Raw genomic sequence first — 20571 nt, 5'->3', positions numbered from 1 at the left:
CGAAGCAGTGCTCAGGCCCGGCGCTTGACGTACAGGCGGTTGCCCTGCGGCCCCGTCCACTCCAGCCGCACGACGCCGGCCACCGCGCCGTCATCCGTACGGGAGGGATCGGCCCAGTAACCGGCGGCCGGATTACGGAAGAAGGTGGCCCACAGGTCTCCCTTGTGGTCCTTGAAGAAGTTGTTGTGCCCGGCGCCCACACCCGCCGTCCAGCGCTGGGAGTACGGCCCCTCGAACCGGTCGGCGACGGCGACGATCGCGTCGTACTGGTACTGCGTGCGCCCGGCCGCGGCCGTGTCGTAGGCGTGGCGGGCGCTTCCGTCGGCGGCGGTCGAGGTGCGGTCCCACGCGGCCTGGACCAGGTAGTACTTGCCGCCGTGCTTGAAGACGTAGGCGCCTTCGAGGTAGGGCTCGGGCGTGTACGCGGTCTGCTGGAACGCCGGGAGGTCCGTCGGCGTGACGATGTCCTCCATGTCGGGCCGGAACTTGGCGTACAGGTTGTTGTGCAGCACCAGCCACGCGTCACGGCCCTCCGAGTAGAGGCTGCCGTCGATGTGGAAGTACGCGCCGGGCTCGATGAACGACGGCCCGCCGATGAAGGACTCGCCGAACGGCTTGTCGAGATTGCCCTTGGCGAGCCGGTACGGGCCCGCGACCCCGCCGTCGCTCACCAGCAGGAACGAGCCGACCTTCTTCGAGTGGTCGCCCATGCACGCGACCATGTACCACTTGCCGCGGAAGTAGTGCAGTTCGGGCGCCCACGCGTTGCCGCGCTTGCCGAACTGGCCGTCGTCGTACCAGTGCTCCTGCCACGGCGCGACGACGGTGCGGCCGGGGCGGTTCTCCCCGACGAACTCGGGGGACCACACCTTTCCGCGCTCGGCGCCGGGCCGGATCTTCGTGGTGTCGGCCAGCTTCCACGGCCCGTGCAGCGACCGCGCCGTCCACACGAAGATGCCGTCGTTCCAGGGACCGGCCGCGGCCAGGCCGGGCACCCGGGTGGTGCCGGTGGCGACGTACAGCGGCCGGCCGTCGACGACGAAGCAGTTGACGTAGGTGTCGCGCATCCAGACGCGACCCAACTCCTCGTCGCGCGGGCGCAGTTCGAGCGGCAGCACGAAGGAGTTGTCCTCGCGCGGCCACAGATCCTCGCGGACGTCGGCGATGCCGTACGGCTCGGGCTGCGGCCAGTTCGACGGATACCCGTGGTGTCGTGCGGCGTCCGGCGACGGGAGCGCCTGGGCGGCGGCCGAGGGCAGCGCCACGGCCCCCATCGAACCGGCGATACCGGCCAGCAACGACCGTCGGCCCAGGTGCGGCGCGTTCTCCGGTCTCGTCATCAGTCGAGTCTCCTTCGTCGTCCGGGGTGCGGGTGCCTGCGGGGGGTGGCTGCCGCCCAGCATCAAAGGCCCCGGTGAATTTCGTCAAGAGGTCGGAAAATTAATCCCGGGACCGGCCCCGAGGGGTCGAGGGGCGCCGGGATACGGGAAGTGTCGTCGTCAGGGCCGGGCGAACGCCACCCGGGCCGGTGCACGCCACGAGATGTTCATACGAGGCCGAGCATGGCAATCGTGTTGCGGAAACATTGCAGGGCTGCCGGAGTTGTCCCGTCGGGGTCATCATTCATGCAGGTCAGGGGAGTTGAAGCCGGGATTCTCCGGTGGTACGGACGGCTGTGACATTTTCTGTCCGACTCATTGACGAAAATGCGCGCTCCTCACATGCTGTCGGGCATGCACGAACACGACGGTCCGCTGACGCGGCTCCGACGCAGCCACGAGCACTCCGTCCTCGACCTGCTGCGCAAGCACGGTCCGCTGAGCCGCGCCGAGTTGGGCACCCGCAGCGGGCTGTCCCGCACCACGCTGTACGACATCGTCGCCGGACTCGTCGGCAGCGGTGCCGTGGTCACCAGCACCCCGCACGTCGAGGTGCGCAAGCGCGGCCGGCCCGTGGAGAAGCTCAGCCTCAACCCGGCGGCGGGGGAGGCCGTGGGCATCGACTTCGCGCGCCGGGCGGTGCATGTCGCGGCCGTCAACTTCGCCCACGAGGTGATCGGTTCGGCGAGCGAGCCGCACACCGCGGACCTGTCCTGGCCCGAGCGGGTCGACATCGCGGAGCGACTCCTCGGTACACTGGCCACCGTCCCGTTCGACGACCCCCCGCTCCCGGGCGACGCGGCCGGTGACCGCCCGGCCGCGGTCCACCTGGACGCGCTCAGCGCCATCGGCGTCGGCGTCGTCGGCCCGATCACCGACCCGGGCAGCGAGCGGGCCCACGCGCAGGGCATCGACGGTCTCCCCGACCTGCTGCGCAAGAGATTCGGCGTGTCGGTGCTCATCGACAACAACACCCGGCTCGCGGCCCTCGCCGAAGCCGTCTGGGGCGCGGCCGCCGACAGCAGCGACGTGCTCTATCTCCGGCTGTCGCACGGTGTCGGCGGCGGACTCGTGGTGGGCGGCGCCCTGCACCGGGGCCGGTACGGCCTGTCCGGCGAGTTCGGGCACGTCGTCGTCGACCCCGTCGGCCGTCAGTGCGAATGCGGCGGAACCGGCTGTCTGGAGACCCGCGCCGCCCTCGACGCGGTCCTCAACCGCTACCGGGAGGCCGGCGGCCGCGCCGGCGACCTGGCCGGATTCCTCGCCGCGGCCGCCGCGGGCGAACCCCCCGCCCTCCAGGTCCTGGAGCGGGTCGGACACGACGTCGGCAGCGTGCTCGCCGCCGTCTGCCACGCCGTCGGCCCCGGCGTCATCGTCGTCGGCGGCGAACTCGCGGAGGCCGGCCCCGCACTCCTCGAACCCGTCGAGCGGTCACTGCGCCAGCACCTGATGCCGATGGCCCGCCACCACATCGACGTCCGGCGCGCGACGCTCGGCGAGGCCGGCAGCGCGCTGGGCGGCATCGCCCTCGTTCTCCACGAGTCCCCCCTCCTTTCCCACTATCCGCGGCCCGTCTCCGAGGAGAACGCGTGAAGCCACCAGCGAGGTACCCATGGCTGTGATCACTCCGGTGCAGAAGACCGCCCCCGAAGAGCCCCGGCAGCAGCCGCGGCGCTCCCGGCGCCGTCCCCTGATCCTCAACGCCGTCGCGGTGGTGGCCGGAATCGTCCTGTGGGCCGTGGTGGCCGCTCTCGGCCTGGTCGAGAACCTGCCCGCCCCCGTGGCGGTGGCGCAGAAGGCCGGCAGCATGATCGCCGACGGCACCCTGGGGACCGACATCCTCGCCAGCCTGCGCCGCGTCCTGATCGGCTACGCCCTCGGCGTCGTCGTGGCCGTCCCCGTCGGCTTCCTGATGGGCTGGTACCCGACGGCACGCGCGCTGATCGAGCCGTACATCCAGTTCTTCCGCACCATTCCGCCGCTCGCGCTGATCCCGCTCGCGGTCGTGCTGCTCGGCATCGGCGAGGTCCCGAAGATCGCCGTGATCTTCCTGGCCTCGTTCATGTCCTGTGTCGTCTCCGCCTTCCAGGGTGTCGTCGACGTCGACAAGACGCTGATCAACGCGGCCCGGGTGCTCGGCGCGTCGGACCGCACCATCTTCGCCAAGGTGGTCGTCCCGGCCTCCACCCCGTTCATCCTCGTCGGCATGCGGATCGGACTCGGCGCGTCCTGGGCCACCGTGGTCGCCGCCGAACTCATCGGCGCGCAGGAGGGGCTCGGCTACCGGATGCAGAAGGCGTCCACCTGGTTCGAAATGGACACGATCTTCGTGTCCCTGATCACGATCGGCGTGCTCGGGCTCGTCATGGACCGGCTGCTGCTGCTGGCCGAGCGACGCCTGACCGGCTGGCAGGAGCGACGATGAACAGCAAGATCAGTTTCCGGGACGTCGTGAAGACCTTCCCGCTGAAGGGCGCCACGTTCACCGCGCTCGGCGGCGTCAGCCTCGACATCGCGGACCAGGAGTTCGTCACCGTCGTCGGCCCGTCCGGCTGCGGCAAGTCCACCCTGATGAGCATGGCCGCCGGACTCCAGGAGCCCGACTCCGGCGAGGTCCTCGTCGACGGCACCCCCGTGTCGGGCCCCGGCCCCGACCGCGGGGTGATCTTCCAGCAGTACGCGCTCTTCCCCTGGTTGACGGTACGTCAGAACGTCGAGTTCGGCCTGAAGCTCGCCTCCGTGCCCGGACCGGAGCGCCACCGCAAGGCCCAGCAGGCCATCGACCTCGTCGGCCTCGGCGACTTCGCCGACGCCCTCCCGAAGACCCTCTCCGGAGGCATGAAGCAGCGCTGCGCCATCGCCCGCGCCTACGCCGTCGACCCCCAAGTCCTCCTGATGGACGAGCCGTTCGGGGCCCTGGACGCGCTGACCCGGGTACAGCTCCAGGACCAGCTGCTGCGCACCTGGAGCCAGGAGAAGCGCACCGTCCTGTTCATCACCCACGACGTCGACGAAGCCGTCTATCTCGCCAGCCGGGTCGTCGTCATGGCCGCGCGGCCCGGCCGCGTCCACCGGATCATCGACGTCGACCTGCCCTATCCCCGCACCGAGGAGATCCGGCTCTCGCCCGAGTTCCGGCGCATCCGCAACGAGGTGTGGACCTCGGTCTACCACCAGGAAGCGCCGCCCCGGGCCGCCTGAGCCGCGCTCCGTCCCCTCCCCGTCACCCCCCTTCACGCGCACCACCCCGAGAGGAACCTTCAGCATGCCCGGAAAGACCATCAGGCACGGCTATCGCGCCCTGCCCGTCGCGATGTTGCTCGTCCTCCCGCTCAGCGCCTGCTCGGGCAGCGACTCGGGGGACGACTCCACCGTCCGCTTCGGTTACATCGGCGACTACAACGGCGCCAGCCTGCTGGCGATCGCCGACAAGCAGGGCCTGTGGAAGAAGGAGGGCCTGACCGCCAAGGTGAAGGTGTTCAACAACGGGCCCGTGCAGATCCAGGCGCTCAACGCCGACAGCCTCGACTACGGCTACATCGGCCCCGGCGCCATGTGGCTCCCCGCCTCCGGCAAGTCCAAGGTGATCGCCGTCGACACCCTCACCTACGCCGACCGCGTCATCGGCCAGCCCGGCATCAAGTCGATGAAGGACCTCAAGGGCAAGAAGGTCGGCGTCCCCGAGGGCACCTCGGGCGACATGGTCCTCAACATCGCCCTGGAGAAGGCGGGGATGACCGCCGACGACATCGAGAAGGTCAACATGGACCCCTCGACCATCGTCTCCGCGTTCTCCTCGGGGAAGATCGACGGCGCGGGCTTCTTCTACCCCGCCATCGACACCATCAAGAAGAAGGTCCCCGGCCTCCATGAGATAGCCAGCACCAAGGACACGGGCGACGCCTTCCCCACCGCCTTCGTCGCGGGCAACAAGGTCTCCGAGGGCAAGAACACCAAGGTGATCAAGGTGCTCCAGCAGGCCAACGACTGGCGCAGCGCGCACCCCGACGAGACCATCGCGCTCACCGCCAAGATGCTCAAGGTCACCGAGGCCCAGGCCAAGGCGGACGCCTCGCACGTGCAGACGCTGTCCACGAAGGACCTGGTCGCCAAGACCAAGAGCGGCGAGGTCGACTCCTGGCTGAAGAAGCTCGGCGACTTCTTCGTCCGCAACAAGGAGCTGGACGAGAACACCGACCCGGGCAAGTACTACGACGGCGACCTCTACACGAAGACGTACGCCAAGTAGAGCGCCCCGCGGGCCCGCCCGACGCTGTTTCCCCGGCGCCGCCGCGGGAGTCCTGTGACACGGTGAGTGCGTGAAAGTGACGCTACGTGCACAGGGCGCCGCCGATGTGGACACGGTGTGGCAGCGCTACGCGCGACCCGCCCTCTGGCCGACGTGGGCCCCGCAGATCCGGTCCGTCGAGAGCGAACCAGAACTGCGGGCCGGAATGCGGGGCAAGGTGCGCCCCATCGCCGGACCGGCGGTGCGATTCGTCGTCACCGCCGTCGACCACGAGGCCCTCACCTGGACGTGGCGCGTGCAGGCGGGGCCGTTCAGCCTGCTTCTGCGGCACGCGGTCGACCGGGGCGGAAGCGCGGGCGCCGTGACGCGGCTGACCGTCGAAGGGCCCGCACCCGTCGTCCTCGCCTACGCACCGGTGGCCCGTCACGCACTGCGCCGGCTGGTGCGCCCCTGAATCCCGGCGGCGGCCTCCGCATCTGAATGTCGGATTATTCGAGAAAGGTTCCTTGTAGGCGCATTCGCTTCGCTATGTACCGATATTGCGGTCGCATCGAAGCGCCCTTCAATTTGCGCGTCCCTGGAGGAATCGTGATCGTCAAGAAGCTGCATGAAGCGGGTCTGAAGAGCGAACACGCGTATCTGGCCGCGGTCGGCTCCATCGGGCTGTCGCTCGCCTCGTGGGTCACGTCCAGCAGGAGCGAGAGTCTGGAACGCGCGGATCGCTGGGGCATCTTCGTCGGTGAGTGGGCCCCCACGTTCTTCGCTCTCGGCCTCGCGCTCGCGAACTACGAGGACCGGGAATGACCGCGCGGGTCCCTTCCCCTGCCACCTGAGTGAACGCGGGGGCCGAGGCAGTCACTTGGGTGGCGCCTCGGCCCCCGCTGCGTGTCCGGCAGCGTCCTCTCCGACGGGGCGGGCCCTGAGGTACTCCGCGGCGAGGACCTGCGCCATGCGCCGCACCGAGTAGTCCCGGCGCACCGTGTCCTGCCCGGCCCGGGCGAGCCGCACGCGCTGATCCGTCGACAGACGGGCGACGCGCCGCAGGCCGGCGGCGAGGCCCGCCCGGTCACCGGTGTCCCACAGGATGCCGTTCACGCCGTCGTCGACGTAGTGCGGAACCCCGCCGGCCCGTGGCCCGGCCACGGGCAGTCCGGCCTCCATGGCCTCCAGGACGGCGATGCCGAACTCCTCCTTCGCGCTCGGGCACACGTACCAGGCGGGGACGCCGCGTGCGGGATCGGCGAGGGCGCGCTCCAGACACCTGACCCGGTCGTTGGACATGGCCGGAAGCAGCGCCAGCCGGCGGCGGGCCGTCAGGTTGTCGCCGAGGAGGCGGTCGATCGCGCGCCGCATGCCCTGCTCCACGTCGGTCGCCCGGCTCCTTGACCCGCCGATGAGGGCGAGCGTCGAGACGCGCCACATGCCGGTTTCCAGCCAGGCGCGGACCAGTTCGTGCTGTTGCTTCGTCGGGTGCAGACGGCCCACGCACAACCAGACGGGCAGGGACATGTCCTCGGCGCCCAGGGCGTCGGGGCGCCTGCTGTCGGCGTACAGGGTGCGCAAGGCCGACGCGCCCAGCGCGGGCTCGTGCCGGGTGGCGCAGTACGGGGTGATGCCCTCGGGGGCGGAGGTCGGGCCCGTGCCCGCGTTGACGGCGCGGATCTGAGGGAAGTACCGGCTCAGCTGCTGCGCGTGGTCACGGCCGGGGATGGCCACCACCCTCGCGGCGCGGGCCAGCAGGCGGTCGGCCACGAAGACCTTGTGCAGATCGAACCTGAGCTCCGCCATGGCGCGGGTGTCGTGGACGCGCGTGTCCCGGTGTCGTTGCCGCAGCTGACGATGAGGGTCGGGCGTCACCGTGAACACCACCTCGCTGCCGAGGTGTTCCGCCGCCTGGGCCAGCGCCAGGCTGCCGTCGTCGGCGTAGCGCAGATGCATGAGGTCGACGCGCGGCAGCCCACGCAGGAGCAGAGTGGTCCACCAGGTCAGCGCGGCGCAGTGGCGGTGCATGGCGGCCTGCGCGGGCACCGTAGGCGCGTCGACGGGTACACGCACGACACAGTGACCCGGGCCGCGCTGGTACCACAGCCGCGGATCGTCGAGGAAGTCCTGGTGCCCGGCGGCGACCAGGGTGATCACGCGGCCGATGCCAGGTCTGCGGGCCAGCTCGTCGCCCAGGCCGCCCAGCAGCACCGACAGCCCGCCGCTCGCGCCCTCGCCCGGAGTGTCGAGCCCGCCGAGCAGCATGCTCTGGACGACGCAGAGCTCCGCGCCGTCCGGCTGCGGCGGCAGCGCCGGCCGGGGCGGGCTCAACAGCATCCGTTCGTAGGGGTCGGACGCCGTGGCGGGGTCCGGCAGCCGGCTCCGCGCGGCGGTGCGCTGGTGGAGGTAGCGCCACAGCGCGTGGCGCAGGCCGCGGTCCTCCGCGTCGGCGAGCAGGCGAACGGCGTCGTCGGCGGTGAGCGGGCGAAGGTCCGCCGCCACGGCCAGGTCCAGCAGGAACGTGCTGCTCCGAGGCGAGGGGCCGGCCGCCAGCGCCGAGCGCAGTCGCTGTTCGGCGTGCGCCGCGCCGCATGTGCGCACCGTGCCGGGCCACAGGTCGGCCACCGCGGCGGTGACGTGCGGTCCGCAGTGGGCGTGGGCCAGCAGGATGTCGACCGACAGGGAACGCCCGTCCCTGGCGGCCCGGCGCAGCGCGGCCGCCGCGACATCGTCCCGGCTCAGCCCGGAACGGTCCTCGGCGGCACGCGGGTGTGCCTCGCCCCGGCCGTACTCGGCTTGGAGCAGGTTCTCCAAAGGGCTGTGGCCGTCGGTGGGCAGGGCACAGGCGTGCGGATCGCCGAGCGTCGCCCGTGCCCTGAGGAACGGGTCCGCCGCGTGGGGTGGACGGGGCGCGCACGACGTGGTCGAGGGGTGGGGGGAGGCCACGGGCAACTCCTTGTCGAGAAGAGCCGGCGCGGAGCGTTTCGGCGGTGGAGACCGGACCGGATGCGGCCGGGCGCTCGCGGCGGGTCAGGCCGCGGCGGGCGCCGGGGGCGCGTCGGTGAGCGCGGCCATGACGAGCGCGACGGCCGCGGGGACGGACAGCCCCGGGGGCAGCCGGGGCGGACGCCCGGCCACCGCCCGCCCGGCGAAGCCGGTCTCGACGTGGGGCAGACGGAGATCGACGAGCGTGACGTGGCGCCTGCGCTGTTCCTTGCGCACGGCTTCCACCCAGGCGGCTAGGGCGGACTTCGCGGCTGCGTAGTCCGCCATGTGCGCGGGCGGGGCGTCGGCGACGACACCGGTGAGCGCCACCAGGACACCACCGGATGTCATGTGGGGGAGCGCGGCGCGGAGGAAGGCGACGGGCGCCAGCGCGTTCACGGTCATGAGGTGTTCCGCGACGGCGTCGCTCACCGTCTCGGCGGGGCCGAAGGCCGGAACCCCGACGCAGGTCACCACCGCGTCGAGACCGCCGAGACGTTCGGCGGCCCGGTCGGTGAGGGCTGCGCAGCCGTCCAGGTCGTACGCGTCGAACGTGCTGGTCAGCACGCCGGGCAACTGCTCCCCGAGCGTACGCAGCACAGCCTCGTCCCTGCCCGCCAGGTGCAGCAGGGCGCCGCTGCCGTGCAGGGTGCGGGCCAGGGCCGAACCGATGGCACCGGTGGCCCCGGGGACGAGCACCCTCGCTCCCTCGATGTCCATCACCGGGCTCCTTCCGCGGCGGGATCGTGCATCGCCCAGCGGATCAGGCCGGTGATCAGCCGGCCGGTGGGCAGGACCGTCCACCGCTCGGCACGCTCCCAGCGCGGCAGCTTCAACTCCGCCGCCGCCCAGCCGGGCAGCAGGGCGACCGCATTGGACGCGAGGGCCGCGTAGAACGGCAGGGCGGCCACCGGGAGCGGGGGATCGAGGAGCAGGTACCGGGCGGTGTCGAGGGCCTCCGGCGTGGCCCGCAGCTCGGGGCGGTACGCCGTGAACCGGGCGCGCAGCTCGGTCACCGTTCGCGGAGGCCCGGGCACGCCGATCTCCTCGGCGACCCGGGCGGTCTGAGCGACGTAACGGTCGCATTCGCTCCGTGTCAGGCGATGCGCCGCGAAGCGCTGGTGGGCGCGCAGGAACGAGTCGATCTCGGCGATGTGCACCCATTCGAGCAGGTGTGGGTCCGAGGCGTGATAGGCGACGCCTTCGTCGGTGACCCCCCGGATCCGAGCGTGGACGGCGTTGAGCCGGTCGCAGGCGGCCCGCGCGCTGTCCGCCGTTCCATAGGTCGTGGTCGCCAGAAAGGTGCTGGTGCGGTGGAGGCGGCCCCACGGATCGCCGCGATAGCCGGAGTGCGCGGCGACGGCCGCCATCGCGGTGGGATGCAGCGTCTGGAGGAGCAGCGCGGACAGACCGCCGACGAACATGGCGCTGTCGGCGTGGACCCGGCGGATCGGGCTCTCCCGCGGAAACCAGCGTGGCCCCGGAGTCTCGTGGATCTCCGCGCGGTTGCGCGGCCCCTCCGGGCCGGCGACGCGTGCGAACAGCGCCTTTCCGGCCCGTAGTCGAAGCGGCTCGACGACGCGCGCCGTGACGACGGCCATACGGCACCTCTCAGATCCGACGGATGACGGCGCGCGGGGACCACCGTCGCGGCCGCGCAGGGAATTCGGCTCCAGGGCGAGTCGGTTCGCCCGACCGTCCACACCCTTTTTCGTCCTGCCTCCCGTGACAGATGCGGCACCAGCGCGATTTGCTGCAGCGCATCCATCGGCGCGCGGCTCCCGAAAGGGAGGCGGTGCCGCACACCGCGGCACACAGATCTGCCGCGAAAGGGACAGCATGCCGCGCATCGTGGTGGTGAGCCCGCCGTTCGCCTCGCACGCACGACCCTTGGCCTCCCTCGCCGCGGCGCTCCGCGGGGCCGGAGCCGATGTGCACTTCGCGTGCGGCAACGGCTTCGAGGACCTCGCCCGGTGGGCCCGGGTCCGCTTCGAGCCGCTCGCCGTGACCCGCAACGCGAACACCGGTGTCGCGGAGTCCACTCCGCAGGCCGTCCGAGAGGCGGAACGTCTCGCCGACTTCGTCGACGCCACCCGGCGAGGCGCGATCCCAGCCCTGCTCACCCAGGCCGCGCACCGGCGGGCGGACATGCTCGCCGACCCGCACGGAGTGCTCACCGCCGTGCGCGGCCTGCACGAGCGGGTGCGACCGGACTGGTACGTCGCCGACCAGCTGAGCTACCCGGTCACTCTCGCGCTGCACTGTCTGCGGGTGCCCTACGCGACGCTGTGTCCCGGGCATCCCAGCTACGTGCTCGGCGAGGCGGACGCATACTTCGGGCTGCCGCAGGCGTGGCCGTCGCGGATCCGGCCCGCCCCGCACGAACTGCTCGCGCTGCGGGCGTCGGTGAAGGACAACGACGAGGCCTTCACCGCCGCCTTCGCGGCGGTCGCCCGCACCGCGGCGCCGGGTGCCCCGGCGCCGGGCCGTGCCTTCGCCCTCACCTCGCCGCACGCGGTCCTGTACTCCTACCCGCAACTGCCCTGGCTGCCGGTCCGGCCCCGCGGCCGGGCCCACTTCTTCGCCGGCCACATGGTCGGGCAGGAGGAACCGCTGCCCGCGTCGTGGGCGCACCGTGTCACGGCACTGCGGGCCCGCACCCGGCGGGTGGTCCTGGTGGCGCTCGGCACGTTCCTGTCCGCTCGCGACGACGTGCTGCGCACCGTGACGGAGAGCATCCTGCGGGCCCACCGCGACGTCGGCGTCATCGTGGCCGCGGGAGCCCGCACGGACGCCCTCGCGGACCTGGCCGGCCCCCGGTGCCTGGTGTTCCCCTCCGTCCCGCAGCAGGAACTGCTGCCGCACGTGGACGCGATGGTCCATCACGGAGGCGCCAACTCGTTCACCGAGTGTGTACGCGCCGGTGTCCCCGCCGTCGTGCTGCCCTTCTCCAGCGACCAGTTCAGCGTGGCCGCGGACGCCGAGCGGGCCGGAGTCGGCGCCGTCCTGGACCCCAACGCCCTGGGGGAGCGGGACGTGCCCCAGGCGCTGCAGATCCTCTGGACCGGCCGACGGCGGCCGCTGGACATCGTGTCCACGGCCACGATGCGCCGACGGGGCCCCGCCTGGGCGGCGGCCCGGCTGCTGGCGGTCATGAACCGGGTGTGAACGGCGCCCGCGGGCTCTTCGGCGTGCGATCACCGGGCATCGGGAGGACCGTGGAGACATGACCCCACCACTTGTCCCGCCGTCGGAGACCCCGCCGGCGGAAGGATCCATCGCCGAGGCGCACCAGGAACGGGCCGACGGCGGGATCTGGGAACACCCCTACTTCTGGGTGCTGCTCATCCTCGTCGGCTCCGTCCTGGTGGCGGGCTTCTTCGTGGCACGCATCTGGGGAATGTGACCCGTCAGGTGCGACCGCCGCGTCAGTGGGGGAGTTCGGTGCGCGTGCGCAAGGTCCAGCGGCGTTCCGCGTAGGCGAGGTCGTCGCGCCACAGCCGCTTCGCCGCGGCCCTCATCACGGGGCGCAGCGCGAAGGCGGCATGCCGGGCCACGGTGAAACCGGGCCGATCGGACGTGGCGATCACCGCCTCCACCACAGCGGTCCGCGGCGCCGGGTGGCCTGCCGGTGTCAGCGGTGTCGCGTGGGTCTCCACCACCGAGTCGCGTCCCTCTCCGTCCGTGATGTGCATGACCACCGTGCGCGGCTCCGGGGCGGTGAAGACGGCACGGACGGGCACCACCAGCCGGGAGGTGAGCCGGAAGGACACGTCCACGGCGAACCCGTCGTCCGCCGGATCCGCGCCGTCACCGGACGGACTGTCGGTGACCCGCAGGTCGACGAACGAGTACGGGTGGAACCAGGCACCGTGCCACGGGTCGAGCCGGTTGGCGACGACGTCCTCCGGCTCGCAGCGGCCGAACCCGGTGTAGACGGCGGCCACCGAGCGGCCCTGATCAGGGCGCGGCGGAATGACGGGCCGCTCCAGGGGTCCTTCACCGCCGGCGCCGTCCAGCCTGACCCAGACCAGGACGCCGTCGTCGTGGACGGGCAGGGTCCGCCAGCCCGCCGTGCCCTGCGCGCCCAGCGTGAGCCCGTGCCAGTGGCAGACGAGCGTGCCGCACCGCACAGGGCTGTCCTTGAGCGGCGCGCCCAGGTGGGGGCAGGCGCCCGGCCCCGCGACGAGTTCTCCGTCGGCGTCGCGCCAGACGACCAGCTCACGGCCGGCCACGGTGCGCCCGAGCGGCGCGTCGGACGGTACGTCGGCGGTGGCGCCGACGACGTACCAGTTGCCGGAGGGCCGTGTCTGGGACCGCTTCAGGGCGCTCTCGATCACGGCGGGCCGTGCCTGGCGCCAGGTGGGTTCCTGCCGCTCCCACGCCTGCGGGTTCTTGCGGACCGTCAGCGGAATCCGTGCCGACCACGGCTGCCTGCTCACGCCGCCTCCTTGTCCGCGAGCGGGGCGCGTCCCACACGGGCGGGCACGCCGTGCGCGTCCGGCCGGTGCGGGAGTGCGGCGAGGGGAGTCTGGCGGTGGCGGATCCGGGCGTGCGCGATGCGGACGAGCCCGTCGAGGGCGACGACCGCGCGGCGGCGCCGGGGCACGACGGCCCGTCGGTGCAGCACGCTGTACCGGTCGTCGGCGACGGCGTCGAGAATGCCCGCGTACAGCACGAAGGCGCTGCGGATGCAGGGCCGGGACACCGGGTCGAGGAGCGCGATGCCGGGGACCGCCTCCCGGTAGACGTCCCGGGTGAGCGCCTCGAACGCCTTCAGCGCGTGCGTGATACGGGGATCCCGGCGGCCGGTGTCCCGGCTCCACCGCAGCAGGCCCCGGTCGACGCCGTGCGCGGCCAGCAGGTCCGCGGGCAGGTAGACGCGCCCGCGGTCGAGGTCCTCGCCCACGTCGCGCAGGAAGTTGGTGAGCTGGAAGGCCACTCCGAGGGCGGCGGCGTGCGGCTCCGCCTCGGCGCGGGGCACCGTGGTCCCGAGGACGGGCAGCATCTGGAGTCCGATCACCGCCGCCGAACCGTGCATGTAGCGGCGCAGATCGTCGTAGCCCGGATAGTCCGTGACCGTCAGGTCGTCGCGCATCGCCGTCATGAAGTCCTGGAAGTGCGCGTGATCGATCGCGTAGCGCTGCGCGGTGTCCGCGAGAGCACGGACGACGGGCTCGGCGCTGTCTCCCGTGGCGAGCCCCTGCCGAAGCTCCGCCGAGAGCTTCTCCAGCGCTGCGGCGCGCTCCTGCACCGGGGTGTCCGCGCCGTGGCAGTCGACGATGTCGTCGGCCCAGCGGGCGAAGCCGTACAACGCGTGCACGGCGGGCCGGCGGTGGGCGGGCAGCAGCCGGGTGGCCAGGAAGTAGGTCTTCCCGTGGCGGGCGTTGAGCCCGCGGCACCGGGTGTAGGCACTGCGCAGCCCGGGGTCGGTGATGCCCGCGGCATCGAGTTCTCGCGCGGTCACAGGTGTGCCCCTCCAAGTGTGTCGTGCGGGGAGCGGGACCGGGCCGGCCCGCTCGTGCGGACGCCGGTGATCCGCGCGGCGGCGAGCTTCCCCGACAGCAGCACCGTGGGCACGCCGACCCCGGGCGTCGTCCCGCAGCCGGCCAGCACCGCGTTCTCCGTACCGCGGACGAGGTTGCGGGGACGGAAGGGCCCGGTCTGGGCGAAGGTGTGCGCGGCCGAGAACGGGGTGCCCGCGGCGTGCTCCTGGGCGTGCCAGTCGGCCGGGGTGACGAAGCACTGCTCGTCGATGGCGTCACCGATGCCGTCCAGGCCGCGCTTCTCCAGCTCGGTCAGCAGCTCGGCGCGGTAGCGGGGCGCGAGATCGCCCCACTGGGCGGGGCTCGGCCCGATGTCGGTGTTCGGGCAGGGCGCCAGGATGTAGTGCAGATGCTTGCCGGGCGGCGCCAGCGTCGGATCGGTCGCCGTGGGCCGGGTGATGAGCAGCGAAGGGTCGCTCATCAGCCGCCCGCGCCGGGTCAGCTCGTCGAACGTGTCGTGCCAGGCGTCCCCGAACGAGATGGTGTGGTGGGCGAGTTGGGGCCAGGTGCGGTCTGTCCCGGCGTGCAGGATCACCGCCGAGGGGGCGTGCCGCAGCGCCACGGAGCGGCGCGGGGCGCGGCCCAGCAGCCGGTAGACGACCGGCAGATCGGGGGTCAGCACGACGGCGTCGCACGGGATCCGCTCGGTGTCCGTCACCACGGCGGTGACCCGGTCGCCGGAGCGCTCCAGGCTGCGTACCGTCCGACCGAACCGCAGGTCGGCGCCTGCCGCGCGGGCGGCGTCCGCCATCGCGCGGGGCAGCGCGTGCATGCCGCCGCGCGGAAAGTACACGCCGGCGACGGTGTCCATGTAGGCGATGACGGCGTACGCGGCCAGGGCGCGGGCCGGTGGCACACCCGCGTACAGGGACTGGAACGAGAAGACGCGGCGCAGCCGTTCGTCCTCGATGAACCGGCCGATCCGGGCGTCCATGCGGCCGAAGCCGCCGAGCGCGGCGAGGCGGGCCAGGTCCGGGGTGAGCAGTTGCAGCGGCGAGTCGAAGTTGGTGTCGATGAAGTGCTTCATCTGCGCCCGGTAGAGCCGCTCCAGCCAGTGCCGCAGCCGCACGTACCCGGCTGCCGCCTTCGGCCCGGCGAACTCCTCGACGGCCTGCTCCATGGCCTGCGCGTCGGTATGGACGTCGATGGAGCTGCCGTCGGCGAACGACGCCCGGTAGGCGGGGTGCAGCTCGATCAGGTCCACCCGGTCCCGAAGGCGCTCCCCGACGGAGGCGAACGCCTCGTCGGCCAGGTGGGGCATCGTCATGACGGTCGGTCCTGTGTCGATCCGATAGCCCTGCCGGGACAGCAGCCCGGCCCTGCCGCCGGGCTGGTCGTCGCGCTCGACGAGCGTCACCTTCCGTCCGGCGCCCAGCAGATGGAGGGCCGCCGCCAGGCCGGACAGGCCCGCGCCGACGACGACCACATGGTCGGTCCTGCCGCGTACGGTCCTCACCGGGCCGCTCCTTCGACCACGCCGGCCGACCGGTTCGGCGACGTGGGGGTTCCGGCCACCTGCCGGAGCAGGAGGCGCAGCCGGGTGTGGGCCACGGGGTCGAGCGGAGCGGAATCCAGATGGCGTGCGCTCTGCGCGGCCAGATGGCGGATCTTGTCCTCGACGAGCTGCCGGGCGCCGGTGCGTTCGAGGACGTACCGCAGATCGTCCAGATCGTCGTCGTCCAGGTCCTGACTGCCCGACCGGGCGAGGATGGCCAGGGACCGGTGGTCGTCGTCCCGTTCGGCGCGGGCGTGGGCCAGCGCGACCAGATACGTGGGTTTGCCCGCCCGGAGATCACCGGCCGCCGGCTTGTCCCGCCGGACGGGGTCGCCGAACGCGTCGTCGAGATCGTCGCGCAGCTGAAAGGCGAGGCCCGCGCCGCGGCCCGCCGAGCACAGGGCCCGCAGCGTCGTCTCGTCCGCCCGGCCGAGGATCGCGCCGAGCTGCAGCGGGCGCTCCACCGTGTACAGAGCGGTTTTCAGACAGGCGGCACGGATGGCCTGCCGGAGCGACCTGTTCCGGGTGTGCTCGCCCTGGACGTCCAGGTACTGCCCGGCGACCATCTCCAGGCGCATCTGCGACCACGTCTCGCGCAGCCGGCGCGCCTGCGGGCCCGTCAGATCCAGGGCCGCCGCCTCGTCGTCGGCCCAGGCCAGCGCGAGATCTCCGGCGAGGATCGCCGCCGACTCGCCGAACCGGGCGCCGTCCGCGGGCGCCGACGGCCGGTACTGCGCGGTGAAGTCGACGTGCAGGGCCGGGCGGCCGCGACGGACCGGGGCCTGGTCCATGACGTCGTCGTGCACGAGGGCGCAGGTCTGTATGAGTTCGAGCGCCGCCCCCAACTGGAGGGCCGCCTCGATCTGTTCGTCGTCGGGGAGACCACAGGCCCGCAACCCCCACCACAGGAACTGCGGACGGATGCGCCGCCCGCCGCCGAGCGTGAACCGGGCGACGCGCTCGGCGACATCGGCGCCGAACGTCGCGTCGACCGCGGTGGCCTGCGCGACACGCCGGGCCAGCAGCCGGGTCAGCCGCTCGTGCACCGTGCGGGGCAGCTCGGCATCGATCCGGCGCACCCGCACGGACCGGGACGGGAGCACGCCACGCGCGGGGTCGGCGGCGTTCCGACAGGGCGTCCCGCCGTGGGGCACCACCGCCGTGGCGACGCCCATGGCCTGATCGGGGGGCATGTCAGCTCCTTAGGGATGCCGGTGACCGGGGAGAGTATGTAGGGCATTCCTCGCCGGTCACGTGATCGGATGCGGTGGATTGCGGCAACCGGAGCAACGTCGTTCACGCGTCGTGGGCGCGAAGCCGTGAAACGGCGCATCCACGGCCGGGGCGGCGGGAGAAGGGTGTCCGGAGCAAAGTGTCTCGACACAGGAGGTGAGCGTTGCGGTCCGACGTGGTGATCATCGGCGCCGGTGCCGCCGGGCTCTCGCTGGCGGAGCGGCTGTGCACGGCGTCGGCGGGCCCGGCGCCCGCCGTCCGGCTCATCGACGCGCCCGCGGGTCCGCTGCGGCCCCCGCCGCGCACCTGGTGTTTCTGGGAGCGCGGAGCCGGCCGCTACGACGACGCCGTCACCGCGTCCTGGAACCGGATCAGGGTCCGGGGCCCCGACGGACACCTGGTCGACGCCGACACCGGCGCGCTGCGCTACAAGATGATCCGCTCCACCGACTTCGAGGCGACGGTCGCGACCCGGCTCGCCGCCCACGGCTCACTGACCCGCACCCGGGCGACGGTCGAGACGGTCGAGGAGGACGCGAACGGCGCGCGTGTGATCGTCCGCACCACGGAGGGCCGGCGCGAGAGCGTCCCGGCCCGGTGGGTGTTCGACTCGCGACCGCTCGGCAGCCTGCCGCCGGCCCGCACGACGCTGCTCCAGCACTTCCGCGGCTGGTTCGTCCGCACCGAACGGCCCGCCTTCGACCCGAGCGCCGTCGAACTGATGGACTTCCGCACCCCGCAGCCGGAGCGGGGCCTGGCCTTCGCCTACGTGCTGCCGACCGGCGAACGCACCGCGCTGGTGGAGTACACCCAGTTCTCCAGGTCCGTCCTGCCCACCGAGCGGTACGACACCGCCCTGCGGGCCTACCTCCACGACGTGCTCGGCATCCGCGACGTCCACATCGAGGCACGCGAGGAAGGGGTGATCCCCATGACCGACGCCCGCTTCGCCCGCCAGGTCGGCCTGAGCACCTTCAGGATCGGCGCGGCCGGCGGCGCCACCCGGCCCGCCACGGGCTACACCTTCGCCGCCATCCAGCGCCAGACCGCGGCGATCGCCGCGGCCCTGCTCGCCGGACGCGACCCGGCACCGCCGCCCCCGCACTCGAAGCGGTCGATGGCCATGGACGCCGTCCTGCTGCACGGCCTCGACAGCGGCCGCATCGACGGAGCGGCCTTCTTCACCCGGCTCTTCTCACGCGTGCCCATGGAGCGCCTGCTGCGCTTCCTCGACGGCGCCACGGCCCTGCACGAAGACCTGTCGATCGGGCTCAACAGCCCGATCGTGCCGCTGCTGCGCAGCGCGGTGGAGCTTCCCGCCCGCCCGCTGCGGCCCGCCCCCACACCCTGACCCGCCCGGGCCCGGAGGAGAACCATGCCCACGATGCGCGATGCCGCGCTCGCCTCAGCTTTCGACCATGCCGCGCGCACCTACGACACCCTCGTGAACGCCAACCCCGGCTACCACGCACACCTGCGACGCTCGGCACGCCGCCTGGGCCTGCCCGCACAGGGACGCGGGCTGCGGGTCCTGGACCTGGGCTGCGGAACGGGGGCGTCGACCGCCGCGCTGCTGTCCGTGCTCCCCGACGCGGAGATCACGGCCGTGGACGCCTCCGCCGGCATGCTGGAGCGGGCCGCGGCGAAACGCTGGCCGTCGAGCGTCACCTTCGCCCACACCCCGGCCGAACACCTCGCCGACGCCGGGATCGGCAGCGAGTCCGACGGCAAGTTCGACGCGGTGTTCGCCGCCTACCTGTTCCGCAACACGGCCGACCCCGACCGCGTCCTGACCTCCGTACGGGGAGCGCTCGGACCCGGCGGCCGGGTGGCGGTGCACGAGTACACCCTCAGCGGCAAACACCGCCACCGTGCCGTGTGGTCGGCGGTCTGCGCCGGACTGCTGCCCGTCACCACCGCGCTGGGGGACGGCGCCCTGTACCGGCATCTGTGGCGCAGCGTCGTCGAGTTCGACACCGTCGCGCTGTTCGCCCGGCGGGTGGCGGCCGCGGGCTTCGCCCGGGTCGCCGTCCTTCCGCTGCCCGGCTGGCAGACCGGCATCACCCACACCATCGTCGGCCAGGTACCGCGCGAGAGGACCCGAGGATGAAGCGCCGGGCACAGCTGCCACCGCAGGCACGGGACCGCCGGGCGGCGCGCATCCCGGCCGGGCCCGGAGCGTCCCGGGTCACGGACCCCGCCCCCACGACGGCCGTCGTCGGCGGCGGGATCGCGGGACTCGCCGCCGCCGTCGCCCTGGCCGAACGCGGCGTGCGCGTCACCCTCTTCGAACGGGAGGCCACCCTCGGCGGACGCCTGGCAGGCTGGACCACCGAACTGTCCGACGGCTCGTCGGCCACGATGAGCCGCGGCTTCCACGCGTTCTTCCGCCAGTACTACAACCTGCGGGCCCTGCTGCGCCGCACCGATCCGCACCTGGAACGGCTCACCGCGCTGCCCGACTACCCGCTCTGGCACGCGGACGGCCTGCGGGACAGCTTCCGGCACGTCCCCCGCACCCCTCCGTGGAGCGCCCTCGGCTTCGCCCTGCGCAGCCCGACCTTCACCGTGCGCGACCTGCCCCGGATCAACGCGCGGGCGGCCCTCCCGCTGATGGACGTACGGGTACCGGAGGTCTACGACCGGCTGGACGGCGTCAGCGCGCACGACTTCCTGCACGCCATCCGATTCCCCGAGGCCGCCCACCACTTGGCGTTCGAGGTGTTCTCCCGGAGCTTCTTCGCGGACCCGCGCAAGCTGTCGGCCGCCGAGATGGTGCTGATGTTCCACATCTACTTCCTGGGCTCGGCCGAGGGCCTGCTCTTCGACGTGCCCGACGACCCCTTCCCGACCGCCCTGTGGGACCCCCTGGGCCGCTATCTCGAAGGGCTCGGCGCGGACATCCGCGTGGCGCAGCCGGTCGACCGTCTCGCCTCGTCGTCCGACGGCGGGTTCACCCTCACCGCCGGGGCGCACACCCGGCACTACGACGCCTGTGTCCTCGCCCTCGACACCGGCGGCCTGCAACATCTGGTCCGGCACAGCCCGGACGTCGCCGACGCGTCCTGGTACACCCGGATCGCCCGGCTGCGGACGGCGCCGTCGTTCCTCGTCTCGCGGCTGTGGCTCGACCGGCCCGTCGCCGCCGACCGGGCCGGCTTCCTCGGGACCAGCGGCTACGGCACCCTGGACAACGTCAGCGTGCTGGACCGCTGGGAGAAGGAGGCACACCAGTGGTCCCGCCGCACGGGCGGATCGGTCGTGGAGCTCCACGCCTACGCCCTGGACGGCCTCGTCGACCGGCGCACCGAGGAGAAGCGGCTCGTCGACCAGCTGCACCAGGTGTATCCGGAGACCCGCGAGGCACGTGTCGTCGACGCCCGGCACGAGTGGCGCGACGACTGCCCGATGTTCGCCGTGTCGGGGTACGCGGACCGGCCGACGGTCCGCACCTCCAACCCCCGCCTCATGATCGCCGGTGACCTGGTGCGCACCGACCTGCCGGTCGCGCTGATGGAACGCGCCGCGACCAGCGGCATGCTCGCCGCCAACGCGCTGCTGCGCCAATGGCGGGTGCGGGGGCACGAGTTGTGGACCGTGCCGCTGCGCGGGCGCGATCCGCTGCTGCGACAGATGGCGCGCTGGAGCACGGGTCCGCGACGCGGGGAGGCCGCGCGGCCCCGCGGATGAGACGGCCCGCCC

The 20571-nt window shown here is 72.7% G+C and carries 19 protein-coding genes; 11 read left to right on the top strand and 8 right to left on the bottom strand.

Annotated features, from left to right (window positions below; all coding sequences use genetic code 11):
• Positions 1 to 11: 11 nt before the first annotated feature.
• On the bottom strand, positions 12 to 1340 hold the full coding sequence (locus ACFVDP_RS05255) for a family 43 glycosylhydrolase (protein WP_383483468.1): 1329 nt from the start codon (positions 1338 to 1340) through the stop codon (positions 12 to 14).
• Between the two features lie 381 nt (positions 1341 to 1721).
• Here ACFVDP_RS05255 and ACFVDP_RS05250 point away from each other — a divergent pair, with 381 nt between their 5' ends.
• The 6 genes from ACFVDP_RS05250 to ACFVDP_RS05225 all read left to right on the top strand — a co-directional run bounded on the left by ACFVDP_RS05250 (position 1722) and on the right by ACFVDP_RS05225 (position 6432).
• Positions 1722 to 2972, top strand: coding sequence for an ROK family protein (locus ACFVDP_RS05250; RefSeq protein WP_383484344.1), 1251 nt, complete (start codon positions 1722 to 1724; stop codon positions 2970 to 2972).
• Between the two features lie 19 nt (positions 2973 to 2991).
• Positions 2992 to 3804: an ABC transporter permease gene (locus ACFVDP_RS05245; protein WP_383483465.1), complete on the top strand. Its 813-nt coding sequence runs from the start codon at positions 2992 to 2994 to the stop codon at positions 3802 to 3804.
• A complete protein-coding gene (locus tag ACFVDP_RS05240; protein WP_383483462.1) occupies positions 3801 to 4580 on the top strand; it encodes an ABC transporter ATP-binding protein in 780 nt (259 codons plus the stop codon). The genes ACFVDP_RS05245 and ACFVDP_RS05240 overlap by 4 nt, the downstream gene beginning before the upstream one ends.
• Positions 4581 to 4644: 64 nt before the next feature.
• Positions 4645 to 5628 (top strand): aliphatic sulfonate ABC transporter substrate-binding protein, encoded by a 984-nt coding sequence (locus tag ACFVDP_RS05235; protein WP_383483460.1) that lies wholly within the window; start codon positions 4645 to 4647, stop codon positions 5626 to 5628.
• Between the two features lie 76 nt (positions 5629 to 5704).
• The gene (locus tag ACFVDP_RS05230; protein WP_383483458.1) at positions 5705 to 6082 is read left to right on the top strand and encodes an SRPBCC family protein; all 378 of its coding nucleotides are present in this window, start codon (positions 5705 to 5707) and stop codon (positions 6080 to 6082) included.
• A gap of 134 nt (positions 6083 to 6216) precedes the next feature.
• Positions 6217 to 6432: a hypothetical protein gene (locus tag ACFVDP_RS05225; RefSeq protein ID WP_383483455.1), complete on the top strand. Its 216-nt coding sequence runs from the start codon at positions 6217 to 6219 to the stop codon at positions 6430 to 6432.
• 51 nt (positions 6433 to 6483) lie between these two features.
• Here ACFVDP_RS05225 and ACFVDP_RS05220 read toward each other — a convergent pair whose 3' ends face one another.
• The 3 genes from ACFVDP_RS05220 to ACFVDP_RS05210 form a co-directional block, all read right to left on the bottom strand.
• Positions 6484 to 8556, bottom strand: a complete 2073-nt coding sequence (locus ACFVDP_RS05220) for a glycosyltransferase family 4 protein (RefSeq protein ID WP_383483453.1) — start codon at positions 8554 to 8556, stop codon at positions 6484 to 6486.
• Positions 8557 to 8640: 84 nt separating this feature from the next.
• Positions 8641 to 9315 (bottom strand): SDR family NAD(P)-dependent oxidoreductase, encoded by a 675-nt coding sequence (locus ACFVDP_RS05215; RefSeq protein ID WP_383483451.1) that lies wholly within the window; start codon positions 9313 to 9315, stop codon positions 8641 to 8643.
• Positions 9315 to 10196 carry an oxygenase MpaB family protein gene (locus ACFVDP_RS05210; protein WP_383483448.1) on the bottom strand — a complete coding sequence of 294 codons (882 nt, stop codon included), beginning with the start codon at positions 10194 to 10196 and terminating at the stop codon, positions 9315 to 9317. Before ACFVDP_RS05210 ends, ACFVDP_RS05215 begins: the two co-directional genes overlap by 1 nt.
• A 238-nt stretch (positions 10197 to 10434) precedes the next feature.
• Here ACFVDP_RS05210 and ACFVDP_RS05205 point away from each other — a divergent pair, with 238 nt between their 5' ends.
• Complete coding sequence (locus ACFVDP_RS05205) at positions 10435 to 11763, top strand: nucleotide disphospho-sugar-binding domain-containing protein (RefSeq protein ID WP_383483445.1); 1329 nt, start codon at positions 10435 to 10437, stop codon at positions 11761 to 11763.
• A 58-nt stretch (positions 11764 to 11821) separates the two neighbouring features.
• Positions 11822 to 12001: a DUF6480 family protein gene (locus tag ACFVDP_RS05200; RefSeq protein ID WP_383483442.1), complete on the top strand. Its 180-nt coding sequence runs from the start codon at positions 11822 to 11824 to the stop codon at positions 11999 to 12001.
• A 22-nt stretch (positions 12002 to 12023) separates the two neighbouring features.
• Here ACFVDP_RS05200 and ACFVDP_RS05195 read toward each other — a convergent pair whose 3' ends face one another.
• The 4 genes from ACFVDP_RS05195 to ACFVDP_RS05180 are packed head-to-tail and all read right to left on the bottom strand — an operon-like array spanning position 12024 to position 16829.
• On the bottom strand, positions 12024 to 13037 hold the full coding sequence (locus tag ACFVDP_RS05195) for a DUF5914 domain-containing protein (protein WP_383483439.1): 1014 nt from the start codon (positions 13035 to 13037) through the stop codon (positions 12024 to 12026).
• The gene (locus ACFVDP_RS05190) at positions 13034 to 14062 is read right to left on the bottom strand and encodes a phytoene/squalene synthase family protein (protein ID WP_383483436.1); all 1029 of its coding nucleotides are present in this window, start codon (positions 14060 to 14062) and stop codon (positions 13034 to 13036) included. The genes ACFVDP_RS05195 and ACFVDP_RS05190 overlap by 4 nt, the downstream gene beginning before the upstream one ends.
• The gene (crtI, locus tag ACFVDP_RS05185) at positions 14059 to 15597 is read right to left on the bottom strand and encodes a phytoene desaturase family protein (RefSeq protein ID WP_383483433.1); all 1539 of its coding nucleotides are present in this window, start codon (positions 15595 to 15597) and stop codon (positions 14059 to 14061) included. Before crtI ends, ACFVDP_RS05190 begins: the two co-directional genes overlap by 4 nt.
• Positions 15594 to 16829: a polyprenyl synthetase family protein gene (locus ACFVDP_RS05180; protein WP_383483430.1), complete on the bottom strand. Its 1236-nt coding sequence runs from the start codon at positions 16827 to 16829 to the stop codon at positions 15594 to 15596. The genes crtI and ACFVDP_RS05180 overlap by 4 nt, the downstream gene beginning before the upstream one ends.
• A 203-nt stretch (positions 16830 to 17032) precedes the next feature.
• Here ACFVDP_RS05180 and ACFVDP_RS05175 point away from each other — a divergent pair, with 203 nt between their 5' ends.
• From ACFVDP_RS05175 to ACFVDP_RS05165, 3 genes are read left to right on the top strand one after another with little or no spacing between them, the layout of a single operon-like run.
• On the top strand, positions 17033 to 18220 hold the full coding sequence (locus ACFVDP_RS05175; RefSeq protein WP_383483428.1) for a lycopene cyclase family protein: 1188 nt from the start codon (positions 17033 to 17035) through the stop codon (positions 18218 to 18220).
• 24 nt (positions 18221 to 18244) lie between these two features.
• Entirely contained in the window at positions 18245 to 18979 is a 735-nt protein-coding gene (locus ACFVDP_RS05170; RefSeq protein WP_383483425.1) for a methyltransferase, read from the top strand.
• Entirely contained in the window at positions 18976 to 20559 is a 1584-nt protein-coding gene (locus tag ACFVDP_RS05165) for an FAD-dependent oxidoreductase (protein WP_383483422.1), read from the top strand. The genes ACFVDP_RS05170 and ACFVDP_RS05165 overlap by 4 nt, the downstream gene beginning before the upstream one ends.
• Positions 20560 to 20571: the final 12 nt, after the last annotated feature.

This window comes from Streptomyces sp. NPDC057694 (assembly GCF_042799415.1).
In the GTDB taxonomy this organism is placed as follows: Bacteria; Actinomycetota; Actinomycetes; order Streptomycetales; family Streptomycetaceae; genus Streptomyces.
Note: the sequence above shows the minus strand (reverse complement) of the source record. Positions and strands in the feature narration are given on the sequence as shown.